The sequence below is a fragment of the Legionella sp. ST3F1 genome, from assembly GCF_048553315.1.
Classification (GTDB): domain Bacteria; phylum Pseudomonadota; class Gammaproteobacteria; order Legionellales; family Legionellaceae; genus Tatlockia; species Tatlockia donaldsonii.
This window is the reverse complement of the sequence record NZ_JBLZIO010000005.1, coordinates 128,254-146,557: the sequence shown is the minus strand read 5'-3', so window position 1 is coordinate 146,557 and position 18,304 is coordinate 128,254. Positions and strand designations below refer to the sequence as shown.

Genomic DNA, 18,304 nt, shown 5'->3' with positions numbered 1-18,304 from the left:
ATGAAATTATATTATTCTCAAATCTCTAAAAAACCATCTTTAATACCCTAAAATCCCTAAATATAGGATTATAATATTCTTAATTCCCTAAATATAGGTATATAATATTCTAAATTCCCTAAAAAATAATTTATACTATTCTAAACTCTCATATTTTATCTGAAATACTATAGAGAAAATAATGATAAAAACTGCAAAAACTAAACAAGAAGCCAATCAGTTATCTAGAGAATACCAAGAAGGAAGGCTACGAAGGATATATCATGGCATTTATACGGATGACTTAAACTCTGAGGTTAATAAAATAGTTATTCAATATTGGATGGAGATACTTCCTCATATTGTATCAGATGGAATACTTGCTTTCAGCACAGCTTTGGGATTGAAACCCCAGCAGTATAAACATGGAGCAATTATCTTTGTGATTAGCACTTATGTAAAAACCATTGAGCTTCCTGGCTTAACAATTAAAGTATACAAGGGTAATAATAGGGAGTTTATCGAACCAATACTACCTCATTTATTCAAGAGCAGCATCCCTCGTGCTCTTCTGGAGAACCTGACTACTGTAAAAGGTGCTTCTTATATTGGGGTTAAAACGATTGGAACAGAAGGTGTCGAAAAATATCTTGCGAAGGAATTACGTACTCGCGGTGAAGATAATCTTAATCACATTAGAGATGAAGCAAAACAAATTGCTGAGAAATTGGGTTATCATAAGGAATACACAAAACTGAATCGGATTATTAGTGCTTTATTGTCGACTCATGCAAATGAAAATATTTTATCCTCGAACTATGCAAAAGCAGTAGCTCAGAAAAAACCTTATGATGAGCATAGAATACAACTTTTTGATGAGTTGGTGGTCTATCTTAAAAAATGCATTCTTCTACAAAGAGACTATAAATACAATTCAACCTCTTTTAAAAACCTGAGTTTTTATGAATCCTATTTTTCTAACTATATTGAGGGAACAAAGTTTCTTATCGATGAAGCTGAGGATATCGTATTTAAAGGGATAGAAATAAATAACCGTCATGCGGATAGCCATGATGTGTTATCTAACTTTCTCCTTACAAATGATTATTTTGAAATGAGTATTACCCCCAGAAATTTGGATGAGTTAATCGATATATTACAAAAAAGACATGCCATTATGATGAAAGAACGGCCTGAAAAAAATCCCGGGGTATTTAAGACGAAAGAAAATAAAGCTGGTAATACTACTTTTGTATCGCCTGTAGATGTACTAGGTACATTATGGGAAGGATTTGAACGATATAAATTACTTAAACCGGGTATTGAACGAGCACTGTTTATGCAATTTTTAATTAGTGAAATACATCCTTTTGATGATGGAAATGGAAGATTATCAAGAATTATGATGAATGCCGAACTTGTATCTCAATCTCAGTACAAAATTATTATACCTAATGTTCATCGTGATAATTATCTGAATGGCTTAAGATTGGCATCGAGAGATAAGAGTTTCAGAACTTATGTGAAAGTAATGGATCAAGCCCAAGCGTATACTGCGTCAGTGAAATGGCTTGATTACGGGGAAGCGAGAGAAAAATTAGAACGTGATGACGCAAATCTCTCATCTGATGAGGGTATCCCTACTTTTAATCGCGCATTAAGGACATTAAAGCTCTCAGATATACCTGCTTAATTAAGACATTTGGCCCGGATTAGGCGAAGTCGTAATCCTGGATTTCCCTCAATAACCAGGATCAATTGTTCCTGAGAGTCATTTCCCAAATTACATTTACCTAAGTTGGTTGCCCTCGTTTTACATGTTAGTTTAAACAGGTGGAACATGTGGTACAAATGGTACACCTCCATGGTTACTAGACTAGCTGCGTTCCACCATTGCTTTAAATAGTGGAACGACTCCAGCCCAGTAACTACAAGGGTGTCCCATTTGTTCCACGTATTTTTAGTTGTATGTACAAATCTATCAGGTTGTATCAGCTTTACGAAAATGATTTTTCCGTATTACGACTTCGTCTAATATGGGCTACGCCTGCTGTATCTTTATATTCATTTAGATCTAATGTTGGGTCTCGACCCAACCTACGCTTGCTAATAACCTGACATTTGTCTTTTGACTAGAAGTTGGCAAAAAGCAAGATCTGACCCTAGGCATTCTGTTCAACGCATAACATCTAGGAATTCTTATCTCTAATATCTAGGTTTATAAATTAAACCAAACTTGTTCATTTTTAATGAACACATCATAATTATGAACAAATCAGCATAAGTGAACATCATTGCTTAGACACTAATACAACGAATCGCTGCAAAAGCTGCTGCTCAACTGAGAGTGGGTATTGCAAAATTGCACTTCGTTTGTCCAATTTGACTTGAAACAAGCAAACCAACTATACTGTACATGTACAGAAAATATAGAGAAAACCATGCAAACAGTGTCTTATACTCATATGCGCGAACATTTATGTGAAATCATGGAAAAAATCGCCAATGGTGAACAAATTTGTTTTACTCGCAAAGGACAAGAACCTTTTATTATCGCTAAAGTCGGTACCCCTACTGAAGCTCAACTTGAAGAAGCAAAATATAAAAAACGCGCTCAAACGATTGCCAAACTGAAAGAGCGACATGCTGCAACTATTAAAGCTTTAGCAGATAAATAATGGAATTAATATTTTTAACTTTAGAAGATGTGGTGTTTATTCAAAGTGAAATATTATCCAATGCTTCTGCAACCGATATAGGGAAACTTGAATCAGCGCTTAAACGTGCTGAACAGTATCATCATTATGAAAACATCAATGATATTATTGAGTTAACTGCTATCTATATCATTGGCATTGCTAAAGCACATGCTTTTCCCGATGGTAATAAACGAACCGCCTTTTTGAGCGCTACTTATTTTCTTGACTTGAATGGTTACACCTTAGAAGAGAATAGTGAATTACCCGATATTATCGAGCAGGCGGCATCAGGGGTTGTTGATAGATATCGACTCGTCGAACTTTTAAAATCCTATATTTTTTCAAATGGATAAAGTCAGTTAAATCCCGTTTGCAAACAAACGGCCTACGCTTGCTGTATCTTTATATTCATTTAGATCTAATGTTGGGTCTCGACCCAACCTACGCTTGCTATCTTAACGTATATCTAAAAATGCATTAAAAGCACTCTTGATATCGAGGTAAAAAATGATTGTGATAAAAAAGCTGGACGAATTGCATAGAAATGAATTGTCATCCTATCTCAATCATTACCAAGAAACGACTATGTTCATTAGGAACAACTTATACCACTCGGGAATTACCTACCAAGATGCACCCTTTCACGGAGAATATTACGGCTCCTTTGAAAACAATAAAATTAATGGTGTTCTAGCTCATTATTGGAATGGTAATGTGATGATGCAAACAGAAAATTTTTCTGCATTATCAGCGTTAGTAGAAGAATTTGAGCTTAAAAGAACAAGACCAATTGCCGGAATACTTGGCGAAGACACCCAAGCCGGTTTTGTCATTGATAAGCTAAACCTAGACCTGTCCCTATTTGCCATTAATTATCAGGAAAAATTGTTCTTACTTAATTTCGGGAAAATGATTATACCTCAAGCAATTCATTCATATAGCTGCACACTCAAACCAGTACAAGATTGCGACATGGATATTATCAAAGAATGGCTTATCGCTTATCATATTGAAGCACTCGGGGATGATGCTGATAATCCCACACTTGAACAATCCATTATTGATGAAATTCAAGATACGCAGCTTAGCCAAAATCGATGGGTTTTATTTGTAAATAACACGCCTGTTTCCCTATGTGGATTTAATGCCAATCTACCTGATATTGTACAGATCGGCCCCGTTTATACCCCGCCTTCATTAAGAAATAAAGGTTTTGCCAGAATTGCTGTGTATCTTTGTCTAAAACAAGCTTCCGACCGACAAGTCAAAAGAGCCATTTTGTTCACCAATGATAATTCCGCTATATGCGCATACCAAGCCCTTGGTTTTCACCAGATTGGAAAATACCGATTGGCATTGTTAAAATAATGTGCTTACTGGAGATAAAATATATGATTGATCTCGAAATTGTTAGTTTCTTGTCATTAATTTTTCTAACACATTTTAAAGATAGCGATCACATCAAAGCGATTACTTGGATAGCTGCCTATAAACAACTGGCAGAAAAACTCAGAGAGTTGTGCACTACCGGATGACTCTACAGTCCCTAAAACCCCAGCTATTCCCTCCCACCCCTGCGACAAATCTGAAATTGAATTTCGTTATATGCTTGGCTAAGCAAGCTCTTTGATAAAACATTTGCTACGCTTGATTGCCAATCACATTAACAATTAACACTATATTTATTATTTTCAATGATATATCACTTAATAAATTAGCTAATAGGGCACTAATGGGGCACAGACATTAATTTCTTTATTTATTATGATTAAAAATAAACCAAAAAGATCTCGGATTAAAATGATTCTTTTTACCTATGGAGTCAAAAATAAAAATCTACTTCTGTCAATTAGAGGTTGAGACTCTTCTATAAGACTCTTGTGCGAATTTGATTAATCTACTTCCTGCATTAATAAGGTATAACTGTGGATCTATTATTATAATAATTTGAATTATTCATTAATCTGAACTTTAATTTTAAATGGGTGGTATGAATTAACTTTCCATTGTCTATCTGCGATGGCTATTTTTATGATGGTTATTATCTATTATGCGCTCGATATTAATAGTTACACTGGGCTCGCATTAATTATATAAGAAAAATTTTTTACCACCCATAATAACTGGGCAAATTATATGGATAATATTGATTTCAAGGACTGCCGAACAGTTAAAGATTTATCCCATTTTTTAGGGATGGACTATAAGAAACTTTCTTCTTTGATTTATCCAAACACAAATCGCCTTTATGTAACATTCATCATCCCAAAAAAAAGTGGAGAAGATAGAACAATTGATGCCCCTAAGCCAATATTGAAAGCAATTCAGCGTAAGCTATCTTTAGAATTCAATAAAATCTATAACCCTAGAAAAAATGCTCATGGATTTATCTGCGGAAAAAGTATAGTCACAAATGCTACTCAGCATATCAATAAAAGATATATTTTTAATATAGACTTTAAGGACTTCTTTCACTCTATACACTTTGGAAGAATAAGGAACTTATTTATGAGTGACTTATTTGCGTTTACATATGAAGTAGCTACTGTTTTAGCGCATATATGTTGCCATAATAATCGACTGCCACAGGGTGCGCCTACCTCGCCTGTATTAACAAACATCATTTCTTTTAAACTAGATAATGATTTGTTTAAGCTATCTTTTGAAAATAAATGCTCCGTAACAAGATATGCAGATGATGTTACATTTTCTTTTTCTTGTAACAAGCGTAATTTTCCAAAAGATATTTTGTATTTTAATAAAGCTAAAGAAATAGTGCCGGGCATAAAATTAAGGGAAGTAATAGAGAAAAATGGTTTTGAAATTAATCAGAACAAGGTACGACTACAAAATAAGACTCAAAGACAGCAAGTCACAGGTATAACGGTTAATCAAAAATTAAATATACATAGAAGTTATATAATTAAAACTCGCTCGATGCTTTACGCTTGGGATAAATATGGATTAGAGCAAGCTGCGAAAGAATATCTAAGTAAATACATAGAAAAAGACTATAACAATTACGATAAGAACAGAATTAACAACAATGAATCACTTTTTTTTAAGCAAGTTATACGCGGTAGGATCAATTATATAGGGATGGTGCGAGGCATTAATGATGAGATATATAGAAAAATTCGTTATAAATATAGTTGTCTTATTGGCGTTCCAGATGAAAATCTAAAAAAATCCTTGGATGATATTCTATCAGAAAGTGTTTTTATTTTAGAAAATCATATAGGCATTGCTCAAGGAACCGCCTTTTTAGTCGAACAACTCGGTTTAGTTACCGCTTATCATGTTATAGAAGATATTAATGAAGAAAATAGCTGTTTAATTGAGTTTTTTAGATTCAACGAAATAGATAAAAAAAGAAAAACAACTTTATTTAAAACTTCACAAAAAGACGATATAGCAATATTTACATTAAATGATAACTTTCAAGATATAACACCACTTAAATTAGGTGACGATTCAAAATTAAAACGTGGAGTAGAGATTAAGCTATTCGGGTTTCCAGATTATAACCTTGGTGATGAGTGTCATTGCGATAATGGAAAAATAACTCAGAAAAAAAAACTGCATGGTTTTGATGTATGGTTAGTAGATATTCCAATTACACACGGTATCAGCGGTGGTCCAGTACTAAATGCTAACAATGAGGTAATTGGTATAGCAATTGTAGGACCAGAAAAAAATGACAAGTCCACTATCAGTCAAGGTTTTATTCCAATTACAAAAGCTTTAGCGATGCTAAAGGATCAGCAAGAATGATCTTTATTGTGATTTGTTATTTATTAGTGCCCCACCAGTGCCCCACGTAGAGCAATACTCATCAAAAACTCAATGCCGTTGCGCGGAATCGAACCGCGGACCTATTGATTACGAATCAAGTGCTCTACCGACTGAGCTACAACGGCAATCATGCGAAAGTATATACTTGCTGAAGTTAGCGAAGCAAGATGGTCTTTAGTCTCTCCTGCTTCCATATACGGCAAGGGTCTACTGCCATTCGCTAGCTTTTCGGCCTAACGAATAGAAATGGCAACAGACCCTGTGGAGAAACGGATTAGGCACTATGCTCGTGTAAAACCACACCCAACGTCCAGTCACCGCTCTGATTGGCAGACAGGAAATTGACTGGTTCTTGTGGATGGAGCCCATAACCATCTACCATCAACGCATAGTAGTAAGCAGGGAATAAACAATAACCATAGAGAAAATCATTTCCCGGGTATTGATTGCTTAAACTCCCCCAGCGCTGGTGACAAATCTGAGCATCCGCTTGACTCAGCAACGATTGGTTAGTGAATTGCTGCCTTTTAAAAGCAAAGGGCTTACTTTGTGCAAGCTCGGCTGTTCCCCCAAGGACAAACCACTGGTCTACTGGATTAGCCTGCATAGTGGGCTGTACAATACTGTCAACATGGTGCACACCCGTTATTAAAGGAGACACTGCTTCTTTGCAGGAGTAGGCATCACCAGCGGCAGGCATCCCTTTTGGCAACTCATAATCCTCAGAAAAACAAGCGGCCGTATCGAGATATTGATGCGCGACTTCGGTTTGGCCCAAACCGAGAAAGCTGTGGACAAATAAAATCAAATGACGGCCATAAAGGCTAAATTCACGCACATCTTTTTTGCTTAATCCTTCCGCAGTTTTCACCGGGAAAATAATTTGCACGGAAGCACCACCCATATCCATCACACCCACTGCTTTTTCCTTAGCCGCATTGCTAAGCACTCCCAACTGGTAGTTCACTGCTAACCAGCCAAAGATCCCCTCTTCACTGCCAGTAATTGTTCTGGAATTACGCAGTTGCCATTCATGGTGCGTACTAAACCATTGTCTTAACAAAACGTACAATTGATGTTGTTTAGGTTGCGGCAGGAGACGCATACCCGCCGTGGCATAAAAATAAACCTCTAAATTTTCTTCCGGAGCACCACTAAACAAGGTGGTGAGATAAGCATCCATGGTTGCCTGGTTAGCCTCGATGGTAGCAATACCGGGCTTAATTTTTTTTGACCATAATTCCTTGATATTAATTGGAGAGTTTGTTTGATCAACGTCATAGGTATAAATATGTAACCGGGAACCGGTGCTTCCTGCATCAACGACGGCTACACATTCATGGAACTTACAGGTGGTACTCGCATTAACTACAAGCGTAGAAAAAATACACAATAAAAAAATAGCTATGCGCACCATGAGTAAAAATCCAAGAATAAAATTAATTGCGATGATGCTATAGTATGTATATTTTGTTGTCAACGAGTATTGGATAAATACAGGGCATTCACTGACCTTCTCATCCCTTGTAACAGGAAAACTTAATACCACTAGTATCTTGATGTAGCTTGATCGTTACCATACCACAATCGGCAGTATTATAAATTTTCACCTTATTTTTCTGTAACGTATTAATCGTTTGTTGATGGGGAAAATGGTAGCGATTATCAAAACCGGCTGAGATGATTGCGTATTGTGGTGACACCTGTTGTATAAAAGCAGCTGAGGAAGAGGTTTTACTGCCATGATGCGGCACGACTAACACCGTCGAGCGCAATTGTTTGCCGTAAGTGCTGCGCAGATCCTCTTCACCTGCTTTTTCAATATCGCCAGTCAATAAAACTTTTCCCTTCTTATTGCTTATCTGAAGAACACAGGAGGTATTATTTTTGTCTTTAAAAGCCTTCACAACTGTAAAAAAACGAAAGAAAACCCCATCCCATTGCCAGGCTGGATAATGATGGCAAGTAGTCCCCTGTTTATAAAAAGCGACCCGGTCCACTACCAGTTCTCCGATGGGATAGTTTGCCTGCAAAGAGGGCAAGCCACCGCGATGATCCAAATCAGGGTGGCTAATAATGACTTTATCAAGTTTGGTGACTCCCAAGGTATTGAGATAGGGAATAATCGCCAGTTTTCCCATATCGCCCCCTCTGTAAAATTTCACACCCGTATCATAAACAAGGGTATGCCTGGCCGTATTCACTACAACAGCCAAACCCTGGCCTACATCTAAAACATCAATCCATGCATCGCCTTCCTTCACACGTGGATAAGCAGGAAAAAGCCCCGCAAGTCCCAGGACAAGTGCAGCAGGCAGAATGGTTCTAATGGGTAATAACAGTAACAGGCCCATTGCTGCCATTAATGCCAAAGGCGAAAGCAGTTGCGTAAAAGAAAAATCCAGATTGAGCCAGGCAAAGGAATCAATCCATCGTAAATAATAAAGCAATCCTTCTGTTGCCCAATAAACAGGCATCACCAAGACCGGTAAAGCAAGCCATTGCGTCACCAGCATTGTCACTAAAGCAAGGGGCACAATGACAAACTCAATCCAGGGAATCGCTAATAAATTGGCTGCCAATCCATTCACTGCCCCATAGGAAAACCAATACAAAGTGAGCGGCATCAAACCTAGCAGACAAGCTAATTGCAAACACAGGCCTTGTTTGACTCCCTTAAAAGGAAAACGCTGGGTAACGAGAATCAAGATTGCCACCGCTATAAATGATAAATAAAATCCAGGCATTAAGACGGCATGGGGTTCAAATAGCAAAACGGCAAGCAAGGCATAACGCCAGGCTTGCCAGACCGTAAAACGCTGGCTTAGGAAATGACGTAAAAAAAGAAAAAAACAGGCAACCAGCGCGCGCTGTGTCGACGCAGAAAAACCCGCCAACAAGGCATAAACAAGCGCCATACAAAAAGCAACCACAGAAGCAACCTGAAGCGCCGGCCAATAAAGGCAAAGGCGACTGGCGCGCGACCACAACCATTTTATCAACCAATAGGTTAAACCGGCCACCAAACCAATGTGGGAACCGGAGATAACCATTAAATGCGTCGTTCCGGTACGGCGAAATAAATCCCATTGCTGCTTATCCACATTAACCGTTATTCCCAACGTTAGTGCTTGTAAAATACCCAAGGCATGACCTTTAGGCATTAACTGCGCCATTGAGTCCGCTAAATGATGACGTAAATTAAGTAAACGCTCTGGGTGCGCTCTTTGTTCAAGACGCTTGGGTGGCAATGGTTTAAGCTTAATATAACCGGTCCAGTGGATATGGCGTACATCGAGCGAACTGACATAATCAAAGTGGCCAGGATTACCTAAATTGGCTGGTTTTCTCAATTTGGCCTGCAATTGCCAAACCTGTCCAAGTTTAAAAATGGGGCAGCGTTGGTAACAGGATAACAACAGAGTAACTTGTACTGGCTTATTATCCAAACGGGTTGCAGCAAATTGAAATTGTGCTTTACCCGGACTAATGGCAGGAACAGAGATTACCCTGCCCTGCAGTACCGCTTTGGCAATAACCAACTGCTCAGGCATTCCCCGATCAGCAATCCAGAGTTGATGAAAAAGCACCCACAGAATAGCCGTTAAAAACCAAACGATAAGCGACCAATGCGCTCTTAAAAATAAGGCAGCGACAATTAATAACAAGGGATAGATAGACTTTGTATAAGCAAAAGCTATCCCGGCAAAAAAGGCGAGAATTTCCATATTCCATCGATTGGCTTGCTCCAATAGTGCTTACTTTAGAGTAAATAAAATTAATTCTCAATAATGACCGGCGATGGAGGCATTAGGTTACAAAGAATTTTTTCTGGCAAGCAAAAGATAATGCAGCCATGAGCAAATTCCACAAGAACAGCTATTGAAATGCTAGCAATATCAAACAGATTCCAATAGGATAGATCCCATCTAAGGTAAAGGGATGTTTCGATGATTATCGCGGCTTTAAACGAAAGTAACAGTGATACCCGGGTGGCCATTACCCCTAATGCAGTAAAACACTATTTGAAACTTGGTCTTGAGGTCACTTGTGAAGCAGGTGCTGGCAAAGCATCTGGCTTTAGTGATGCTGACTATGAAGAAGCTGGCGCTACTATTGTCGCCGATAAAAAAGACCTCCTGAAAAAGACCAAGATCCTTGTCACGGTCAATGAACCCTCTCCAAAAGATTTGCAAGGCTTACCTGCTGGTTCTTTAGTCATTGGCCCTCTTGATAATGAAGAAGAAGGCGAACTATTGACTTGGTGCTGTAAAGAAAAAGTGAGTGCTTTTTCAATGAATCTCATCCCCCGCATCAGTCGTGCACAAAGTATGGATAGTTTATCTTCCCAGGCCAATTTAGCTGGTTATCGTGCAGTACTTGAAGGAGTCAACCATTTTAATCGCGCTATCCCCATGATGATGACTGCTGCTGGAATGATTCATCCAGCCAAGATCCTAATCCTGGGTGCAGGCGTTGCAGGCTTGCAAGCCATCGCTACTGCCAAGCGTTTGGGTGCGGTCGTTTATGCCTTTGACGTTCGCCGGGCGGCGAAAGAACAGGTAGAAAGTTTAGGTGCCGAATTTATTGAAGTCAGTGAAGAAGACAGCGAGACCAGTGGCGGCTATGCGGGAGAAACCAGTGAAGACTACAAACGCCGGCAGGCCGAACTGATTGATCAATACGCCAGGCAGTCTGATATCATTGTTTCCACAGCGTTAATTCCCGGCCGGAAAGCGCCTGTTTTGCTGACTAAAAAAACGGTAGAAGGGATGAAGCCAGGTTCTATTATTGTTGATTTGGCAACCGCTCGCGGTGGTAACTGCGAACTGAGCAAACGTGACAAAATCATTAAACATGGTGAAGTGACTTTAGTCGGTTACAGCAACGTAGCCGGTCTTGTCCCAGCAACAGCCAGCGAGTTATATGCTACCAATCTGGTTAATTTGATTCGCCTTCTGCTGCCATCTACACCACCTGTACTTACTTTTAGCGGGGAGGATGAAATTATTAAACAAGCCCTGCTCTGCCATGAGGGTAACTACCTCCCCTTCCAAACGGTTAAGGAGAACTAATATGACTGGTATTAATACGCTCAGTAATCCCTATATCGCTATTCTGACTATTTTTATCCTGGCCTGTTTTGTCGGCTACTACGTGGTTTGGAAGGTAACCCCTGCCCTGCATACACCGTTGATGTCTGTGACCAACGCGATCTCCAGTATCATTATTCTTGGCGCCTTGATTGCTGCGGGCAGCCAATTAACAGGTACGATTACCTGGCTTGGCGGTATTGGGATTTTTATCACTGCCATTAATATTTTTGGTGGTTTTGTGGTTACTCAACGCATGTTGCTGATGTATAAAAGCTCAAAAAAATAATGCCTTATTAAGGATGATAATATGACTTCATTGTTTCCTTTTTTTTATCTGATTGCAGCAGTATGCTTTATTTTGGCTCTTAAAGGTTTAGCAAGCCCGTCTTCTGCAAGGCGAGGTAACCTGCTGGGAATTTTTGGGATGGCTCTCGCCATTATTGCTACCCTGATGATGCCTTCTATGAATCATCATTGGTTGCTTATTGCATTAATCCTGGCTGGCGGTGTTGTCGGTACTTTTATCGCCCTAAAAATCAATATGACCGCTATCCCCCAATTGGTGGCTGGTTTTCACTCCTTAGTGGGTTTGGCTGCCGTCCTTGTAGCATTCTGTGCCTTTTTATCCCCTCACTCATTTAATATCGGTACCCCGGGAAACATTGAAAAAGCAAGTCTGGTAGAAATGAGCCTGGGTTTAATTATCGGTGCCATCACCTTTTCTGGTTCGATTATCGCATTTTTGAAACTACAAGGCTGGATGTCAGGACAACCCGTTCGTTTTCCAGGACAAAAAGCGCTTAACATCCTCATTGGTTTGGCTATTCTTGGCTTGTTTATCTTTTTTATTGTCGCACAACCCTTCCATACATTTTGCTTACTCGCACTCTTGTCTTTCTTGATTGGCTTTTTGTTAATCATCCCTATCGGTGGTGCTGATATGCCGGTAGTTATTTCCATGCTGAACTCCTATTCGGGATGGGCAGCAGCCGGTATCGGTTTTACGCTGAGTAACCATCTGTTGGTCATCACGGGTGCTTTAGTGGGTGCGAGCGGGGCCATTTTGAGTTATATCATGTGTGTCGGTATGAATCGCTCAATTATTAACGTCATTTTTGGTGGTTTAAAAAATGCAGGCACCGTCAGCAGTGGCTCAGCCCACCATGAATCACAGCAAGTTAGACAAGCCAACGGCGAAGATGCAGCGTTCTTGTTAAGCAATGCTAGAGATGTCATTATTGTTCCCGGCTATGGTATGGCGGTTGCCCATGCTCAGCATGCCGTAAAAGAGCTGGTCAGCGCACTTGAGGCACATTCAATTCGAGTTCGCTTTGCCATTCATCCAGTCGCTGGTCGTATGCCTGGCCATATGAATGTGCTCCTGGCAGAAGCCAATATCCCTTACGATAGAGTCTTTGAGCAAAGTGAGATTAATCGTGACTTCGCTACCTGTGATGTTGCCTTTGTTATCGGTGCTAATGACATCACCAACCCTGCTGCCAAAACCGATCCCAACTCACCTATTTATGGCATGCCTGTTTTGGAAGTTGAAAAGGCTAAAACTGTTTTATTTGTAAAACGCAGTCTTTCACCCGGCTACGCCGGTGTGGAAAATGATCTATTTTTCCGCGACAACACCTACATGCTCTTTGGAGATGCAAAGACCATGACGGAGTCAATTGCCAAAGCCTTGGCTGAAATTTAACCGGAAAGGCAGTCTTAAGCATTAAACAGACTGCCAATTATCAATCCTGTAAAACTTTTATTCGATCACTTATTTCAATAGTTGTATACCTCTGCGACTCTTGATATAAGCCTTTATAGGGGCATGGCTTAAATTGCCATGTTGGGAAAATCACGTTATGGTATTTTTGTGTGTCATTTAGGAGACAATTTTTATGCTGCGAAAAATCGGTTGTAGTTTACTATGTGCCGGTGCACTATTTAGCGCAAAAACCCTAGCAATGAATTATATGTATGCTACTTCACCAGGTGTCAGTATTGAATATCGACTAGCTCCCAATGAACCCGTAGTCTTCGCAAACTCTTGGTTTTGGACAATTACAGCTATTTGCACGACCCACATTGAAGGCTCTCATACTGAACTGTATGCAGAAATGATTAATAAAAAAGCAAAAATTAATGGCAAACTTTTTGAAAAAGGAGCCAGGGAGTCCATGGTTATTCATCATGGGGAAAAAATAACGATTAGTGCCGACTCTGGCGCGAAAGTAAAACTAATTAACCAGGGTTCGTATCTGGTCAAAGCCCATTGCTCTACTTAAAAGAATGTGTGTTATTCCACAACAATACGATATTTTGTGGGAGATGCGGTCAAACTAAGTAAACATAAAAAAAGGGGAGTATCAAACTCCCCTTTTATTTATTTACGATACTTTAGAATATCCTGGGAAGCCAGGAGCTTGTTGGTTGCTGGTCTTCGACTTTTTGCTGAGGATAAAGACTCTTACTAAAGTCACGCAAAGTTTTTTCATCAAAAGCTGCATCAACAACTTCTTCCACCTCATCCGCACTTAAAATCGCTGCAGGCTCCTGAGCCAGGTCGATCTTTGTATGGTGTGAGTCAACTATTTGCTGATGGAAATGATATAAATAATTACGGTAAGAGTGTTGTTTATAACTGCTGTACTTCTCGTCAATCACCAAGTGATCAATTGAGGCTCCGATGACTTCCGAAAGCCTGGCAGATAACTCTGTAATAAACGCTTCATCCACTTTATTGTCATTTTTTATGAGAGCCTGCTCTACGTGGTGCTTTAAAAGAGCTATTAAATGAGCCTGCCAATCGGCCATGACCAGCTTCGCATGTTTTTTACCGTTCTCATTGTGAGAGAAAAACCGGGTAATTTCGTATCGACTCGCATTATCAGCATAGGCTTTTTCATAATTGAATCCTTGCTTAATAATGTTCGAATAATTAACCAATACGTTGTGCAGTTTTTTAGCCTCAGGAAGAGCAAGGCCATCTACGTTTATTACATCATCGGTTAATAATTTCTCTACTAACTCGGGGCTTTTTAAACCCAACAAGGTAGCCGTAACTCCGTTCACAACTTGAAAACGCTCTTGAAACGCAGAAACTTTTCTATCACGCTCTTCTACATCACTTCTCAAGACTACAATTTCTCTATCTTTGGCACTAATAAGCTCGTCTTTTGCCTTAACGGTTTCTTCTACTTCTGCCAGTCGGGCTTTGCTTTCCTCAAGCTCCAGTTTTAATTTTTCAAAAGCAGCGGTAGAGGGAGAGGCTAAATAGTTACGAATGAGTTGGAAAAAACTCCCTGACTGATGCTCGATTTCCATCATACCGAGCGTAACGCCACTGTGCTCAATGACCACAAAATCATCTTCGTCAACAATTCCGCTTTCTTCGACATCGCGGGCCTGTTGCATCATTGCCTTGATCATGTCGTCGATGATTTTTTTACGGTGTTTCAGTAATTCGATTAATCGCTCTCTATGCGGATCAGAAGACGCTTCAGCCTTTTTTATCAGATGGTCATATTCTTCAGAAATATCCTGCTGCTTAATTAAAATTAACTCAGCCTGTCTATTCAATTCAGATTGTTGTGCAGTCGCTATTGCTTTCTGAAAGTTACTTTTTGCCTTACTAAAATCAGCACCAAATAGAACTTCACCACGCTCAACAACTTCTCCCGCTTCAACACTTCGTGCCTCCAAAGCATTAAAACGATCGAAAGGAATCCTTGCGAAGGTAGAGGCAATATTATGCGCTAATGCGACAATACCACTTCTTAAGCCATCAAGAAAATCTTTGTTATAATAGATTTTTTCCCATTGTCTTCTAGCCTCTTGAAACCAACTTTTGTCTTCCTGGCGAGCACGATAAACCCTGCTGCAATCGGCATCAAAACGTTCTGCACAAGCTTGCAACTCCCCTCTAACGCGGTGCATTTCTTTCAGATAAGGATCAACAAGGTAAAGAAAATCATTTAAATAAGTGATTTGATTGGTCTTCGTAAATTTGTAAAGCCTGTCGAGCTCGGACTTTAAAACCTGCAATCTATCACGTAGTTGCAACAGGCGAATAAAATTTTCCTTCTGACCTTGATCAAAGTGCTTTAACAAAAAGGAATTATCCTCCGCTGCACTTAAATCATAAGCCAATCCAGCATAGAGGTCTTTATAACCGCCTTCTTCCGTATATTTGTCATGGGGCTTACGGTACAACTCAACAACCAAAGGATTATTTAAAACCCCTTGTTGCTTAAGAGTAAGGGTAATATCTTCTGCTCTGGTATAATAACTGCGTAGTTGATCCCCACTGATTCCTTCCTGGCCAGTAATTAAAGGCAAGGTATATTGATCAACCCGAAGAAGTATCTCCTCCATGGTGCCAATCGTCTTTCCAACCTCTAAAAACAGCTTTTCAATGGCATCTTCTTCTTGTGCCGGCTGTTTCTGGTGAGCAATACAAATGTTATCAAGCGCAGTCATACAACTAAGCATCTCACCATCTACACTGGAGGATCTGCGGATATCCTCATTTTTCATTAGCTCAACGGTGAACTTATAAATTCTTAAACGGTATTTATCCTGTTCTTCCTCAGGAAGGTTCATTGCTTTTTGACAAAGATGGGCAATCAAGATCATGGCAAACACTTTGCCATGGGAAATATCGGTCAAATCAGCACGGCCAAAATAACGTGTTTGGTTATCCGTGATGTATTGGTAGCAAGTATTGTAAACAAAATTAAAAAATTCGCAGTTTCTTTTTACTCCCTTTTCAGGATTACTCTCTGAAATACGTCGATAAACATCAGAAAGGCCACCGGCTTTAGGCTGCTCCAGGCCATCAATAAAACACTCTTTATTCGTTATTCCAAAGGTGTAAAGCCATCCTTGGGGAGCATCATTGATGACAATGCTTGAGCTCATGCTAGCCATAGCACGCTCATGATCATAAATACCTAAAATGTTTCTGATAAAGGGAGTTTCTCTAAATTTAATCTTGGCCATGTTTTACACCTGAAAACGTCTAAAGCAATGCTGTTAATACTAGTTAGGAAACCTTAAGGGATTATTAAGGCAAGCCCGTAAAATTCATATTCCGTTAATAAAAGTCCAAATTAGCCGCGCTAGATTACCACATGATCAATTAATGTTCACGCGTTGCCGAAAAATGAATTTTCGGATAACGCTCCTGTGCCATGGTCAGATTCACTTTGGTAGGAGCCAGATACATGAGAGAATCACTGCCATCCAGCGCCAGGTAGTCGTGAGCCTTAGTACGAAATTCAGTCATTGCCTTGTCATCCTCGCTATAAACCCAACGAGCACAACTGACATTCACTGCCTCATAGACGCAATCTACTTTGTATTCGTGCTTCAAACGATGCGCGACCACATCAAATTGAAGAACCCCAACAGCACCGAGAATTAATTGGTTAGAGTTGAGTGGTCGAAATATCTGGGTCGCCCCCTCTTCAGACAATTCAATCAACCCCTTGAGCAACGCTTTACTTTTTAAAGGATCTTTCAGACGTACCAAGCGAAACAGTTCAGGGGCAAAATTAGGGATACCTGTAAATTTCAACAGTTCGCCTTGACTAAACGTGTCGCCAATACGAATTGTGCCATGGTTATGCAAACCGATAATATCACCTGCCATCGCCAATTCCGCATGGCTGCGGTCACCAGCCATAAAGGTCAACGCATTGGCAATTTGCACTTCTTTGCCCAGGCGTAAATGGCTTAACTTCATTCCCTTTTTAAAGGTTCCAGAGCAAATACGTAAGAAGGCAATGCGGTCACGGTGTTTAGGATCCATATTGGCCTGAATTTTAAATACAAAGCCTGTGAAAGCCTCTTCTTGCGGCTCTACCACCCGCTCAACAGTCTCACGTGGCATAGGGCCTGGGGCATATTTGGCAAAATCATCCAATAATTCTTTAATACCAAAATTATTAATCGCTGAACCAAAATAGACCGGCGTCATTTTTCCAGCCAAATAATCAGCCAGATTAAATTCGTGAGAAGCCCCTTTGACCAATTCAATTTCATCACGTAATTCTTGTGCCGTTTGACCCAGGAGTTGATCCAGCTGCGGGTTATCTAACCCTTTAATCTGCATCGCCTCTTGCTTTTGTGTATTTTTACCGGGCTCATAGAGATAAACCGTATCCTGATAAAGATGGTAGATCCCTTTAAAGCGTTTACCCATTCCCACCGGCCAGGTTACTGGAGCGCATTGAATGCCCAAAACAGTTTCTACTTCATCAAGCAAACTGATCGGCTCTCGCCCTTCACGGTCCAATTTATTAATAAAGGTCATAATAGGGGTATCACGCAAACGACAAACTTCCATTAATTTAACGGTTCTGTCTTCTACCCCTTTTGCCACATCGATAACCATTAGTGCGGAATCAACGGCAGTCAGTGTACGGTAGGTATCTTCGGAAAAATCTTCGTGGCCTGGTGTATCCAGCAAATTCATCACATGGTGGTTATGGACAAATTGCATCACTGACGTGGTAATGGAAATACCCCTTTCTTTTTCCATCTCCATCCAATCAGAAGTCGCATGCCTATCTGCTTTGCGCCCTTTTACGGTTCCGGCCAGCTGAATTGCACCTCCGAATAACAACAATTTTTCCGTCACGGTTGTTTTACCGGCATCCGGGTGAGAAATAATGGCGAAAGTTCGCCTTTTAGTAAAATCCTGGTAAAAATCAGACATAAAGAAAACCTGCT

Annotated in this window: 14 protein-coding genes and 1 tRNA gene; 10 read left to right on the top strand and 5 right to left on the bottom strand. The window is 39.9% G+C overall.

All coding sequences use genetic code 11. The annotated features are described in order from the left end of the window. Window positions 1–181: 181 nt before the first annotated feature. The 6 genes from ACN4Z1_RS05665 to ACN4Z1_RS05640 all read left to right on the top strand — a co-directional run bounded on the left by ACN4Z1_RS05665 (window position 182) and on the right by ACN4Z1_RS05640 (window position 6,452). Window positions 182–1,672 (top strand): Fic family protein, encoded by a 1,491-nt coding sequence (locus ACN4Z1_RS05665; protein WP_228364320.1) that lies wholly within the window; start codon window positions 182–184, stop codon window positions 1,670–1,672. 748 nt (window positions 1,673–2,420) lie between these two features. Further along, window positions 2,421–2,657, top strand: coding sequence for a hypothetical protein (locus ACN4Z1_RS05660; RefSeq protein WP_012978938.1), 237 nt, complete (start codon window positions 2,421–2,423; stop codon window positions 2,655–2,657). Continuing rightward, window positions 2,657–3,031, top strand: coding sequence for a type II toxin-antitoxin system death-on-curing family toxin (locus ACN4Z1_RS05655; protein WP_228364321.1), 375 nt, complete (start codon window positions 2,657–2,659; stop codon window positions 3,029–3,031). The genes ACN4Z1_RS05660 and ACN4Z1_RS05655 overlap by 1 nt, the downstream gene beginning before the upstream one ends. 154 nt (window positions 3,032–3,185) lie before the next feature. Beyond that, the gene (locus ACN4Z1_RS05650; RefSeq protein ID WP_228364322.1) at window positions 3,186–4,046 is read left to right on the top strand and encodes a GNAT family N-acetyltransferase; all 861 of its coding nucleotides are present in this window, start codon (window positions 3,186–3,188) and stop codon (window positions 4,044–4,046) included. 23 nt (window positions 4,047–4,069) lie between these two features. Beyond that, complete coding sequence (locus ACN4Z1_RS05645; RefSeq protein ID WP_228364323.1) at window positions 4,070–4,213, top strand: hypothetical protein; 144 nt, start codon at window positions 4,070–4,072, stop codon at window positions 4,211–4,213. A 601-nt stretch (window positions 4,214–4,814) separates the two neighbouring features. After that, window positions 4,815–6,452, top strand: a complete 1,638-nt coding sequence (locus ACN4Z1_RS05640; protein ID WP_228364324.1) for a reverse transcriptase domain-containing protein — start codon at window positions 4,815–4,817, stop codon at window positions 6,450–6,452. 73 nt (window positions 6,453–6,525) lie between these two features. Here ACN4Z1_RS05640 and ACN4Z1_RS05635 read toward each other — a convergent pair. The 3 genes from ACN4Z1_RS05635 to ACN4Z1_RS05625 all read right to left on the bottom strand — a co-directional run bounded on the left by ACN4Z1_RS05635 (window position 6,526) and on the right by ACN4Z1_RS05625 (window position 10,201). Continuing rightward, window positions 6,526–6,598: transfer RNA gene (locus tag ACN4Z1_RS05635), tRNA-Thr, on the bottom strand. A gap of 149 nt (window positions 6,599–6,747) precedes the next feature. Then, on the bottom strand, window positions 6,748–7,890 hold the full coding sequence (locus ACN4Z1_RS05630) for a multidrug DMT transporter permease (RefSeq protein WP_419388027.1): 1,143 nt from the start codon (window positions 7,888–7,890) through the stop codon (window positions 6,748–6,750). A gap of 100 nt (window positions 7,891–7,990) precedes the next feature. Next, window positions 7,991–10,201 (bottom strand): DNA internalization-related competence protein ComEC/Rec2, encoded by a 2,211-nt coding sequence (locus tag ACN4Z1_RS05625; RefSeq protein WP_419388028.1) that lies wholly within the window; start codon window positions 10,199–10,201, stop codon window positions 7,991–7,993. Between the two features lie 222 nt (window positions 10,202–10,423). On the opposite strand from ACN4Z1_RS05625, the gene ACN4Z1_RS05620 reads away from it, so the two are divergent. The 4 genes from ACN4Z1_RS05620 to ACN4Z1_RS05605 all read left to right on the top strand — a co-directional run bounded on the left by ACN4Z1_RS05620 (window position 10,424) and on the right by ACN4Z1_RS05605 (window position 13,854). Then, on the top strand, window positions 10,424–11,548 hold the full coding sequence (locus ACN4Z1_RS05620) for a Re/Si-specific NAD(P)(+) transhydrogenase subunit alpha (RefSeq protein ID WP_419388029.1): 1,125 nt from the start codon (window positions 10,424–10,426) through the stop codon (window positions 11,546–11,548). Window position 11,549: 1 nt separating this feature from the next. Further along, the gene (locus ACN4Z1_RS05615; protein ID WP_058443603.1) at window positions 11,550–11,855 is read left to right on the top strand and encodes a proton-translocating transhydrogenase family protein; all 306 of its coding nucleotides are present in this window, start codon (window positions 11,550–11,552) and stop codon (window positions 11,853–11,855) included. Window positions 11,856–11,876: 21 nt separating this feature from the next. After that, a complete protein-coding gene (locus ACN4Z1_RS05610; protein WP_228364328.1) occupies window positions 11,877–13,274 on the top strand; it encodes an NAD(P)(+) transhydrogenase (Re/Si-specific) subunit beta in 1,398 nt (465 codons plus the stop codon). Between the two features lie 193 nt (window positions 13,275–13,467). Continuing rightward, window positions 13,468–13,854: a hypothetical protein gene (locus tag ACN4Z1_RS05605; protein ID WP_115220943.1), complete on the top strand. Its 387-nt coding sequence runs from the start codon at window positions 13,468–13,470 to the stop codon at window positions 13,852–13,854. A 112-nt stretch (window positions 13,855–13,966) separates the two neighbouring features. Here the strand turns inward: ACN4Z1_RS05605 and ACN4Z1_RS05600 are convergent, their stop codons facing one another. Both ACN4Z1_RS05600 and ACN4Z1_RS05595 read right to left on the bottom strand, forming a co-directional pair. Next, the gene (locus tag ACN4Z1_RS05600; RefSeq protein WP_419388030.1) at window positions 13,967–16,570 is read right to left on the bottom strand and encodes a hypothetical protein; all 2,604 of its coding nucleotides are present in this window, start codon (window positions 16,568–16,570) and stop codon (window positions 13,967–13,969) included. 139 nt (window positions 16,571–16,709) lie between these two features. Continuing rightward, window positions 16,710–18,290: a peptide chain release factor 3 gene (locus tag ACN4Z1_RS05595; RefSeq protein ID WP_228364330.1), complete on the bottom strand. Its 1,581-nt coding sequence runs from the start codon at window positions 18,288–18,290 to the stop codon at window positions 16,710–16,712. Between the last annotated feature and the right edge of the window lie 14 nt (window positions 18,291–18,304).

Coding starts and splice junctions, on each gene's coding strand:
- ACN4Z1_RS05610 (WP_228364328.1), top strand. CDS start 11,877: ATGACTTCATTGTTTCCTTTTTTTTATCTGATTGCAGCAGTATGCTTT.
- ACN4Z1_RS05630 (WP_419388027.1), bottom strand. CDS start 7,890: ATGGTGCGCATAGCTATTTTTTTATTGTGTATTTTTTCTACGCTTGTA.
- ACN4Z1_RS05595 (WP_228364330.1), bottom strand. CDS start 18,290: ATGTCTGATTTTTACCAGGATTTTACTAAAAGGCGAACTTTCGCCATT.
- ACN4Z1_RS05605 (WP_115220943.1), top strand. CDS start 13,468: ATGCTGCGAAAAATCGGTTGTAGTTTACTATGTGCCGGTGCACTATTT.
- ACN4Z1_RS05620 (WP_419388029.1), top strand. CDS start 10,424: ATGATTATCGCGGCTTTAAACGAAAGTAACAGTGATACCCGGGTGGCC.
- ACN4Z1_RS05645 (WP_228364323.1), top strand. CDS start 4,070: ATGATTGATCTCGAAATTGTTAGTTTCTTGTCATTAATTTTTCTAACA.
- ACN4Z1_RS05640 (WP_228364324.1), top strand. CDS start 4,815: ATGGATAATATTGATTTCAAGGACTGCCGAACAGTTAAAGATTTATCC.
- ACN4Z1_RS05615 (WP_058443603.1), top strand. CDS start 11,550: ATGACTGGTATTAATACGCTCAGTAATCCCTATATCGCTATTCTGACT.
- ACN4Z1_RS05660 (WP_012978938.1), top strand. CDS start 2,421: ATGCAAACAGTGTCTTATACTCATATGCGCGAACATTTATGTGAAATC.
- ACN4Z1_RS05625 (WP_419388028.1), bottom strand. CDS start 10,201: ATGGAAATTCTCGCCTTTTTTGCCGGGATAGCTTTTGCTTATACAAAG.
- ACN4Z1_RS05665 (WP_228364320.1), top strand. CDS start 182: ATGATAAAAACTGCAAAAACTAAACAAGAAGCCAATCAGTTATCTAGA.
- ACN4Z1_RS05650 (WP_228364322.1), top strand. CDS start 3,186: ATGATTGTGATAAAAAAGCTGGACGAATTGCATAGAAATGAATTGTCA.
- ACN4Z1_RS05600 (WP_419388030.1), bottom strand. CDS start 16,570: ATGGCCAAGATTAAATTTAGAGAAACTCCCTTTATCAGAAACATTTTA.
- ACN4Z1_RS05655 (WP_228364321.1), top strand. CDS start 2,657: ATGGAATTAATATTTTTAACTTTAGAAGATGTGGTGTTTATTCAAAGT.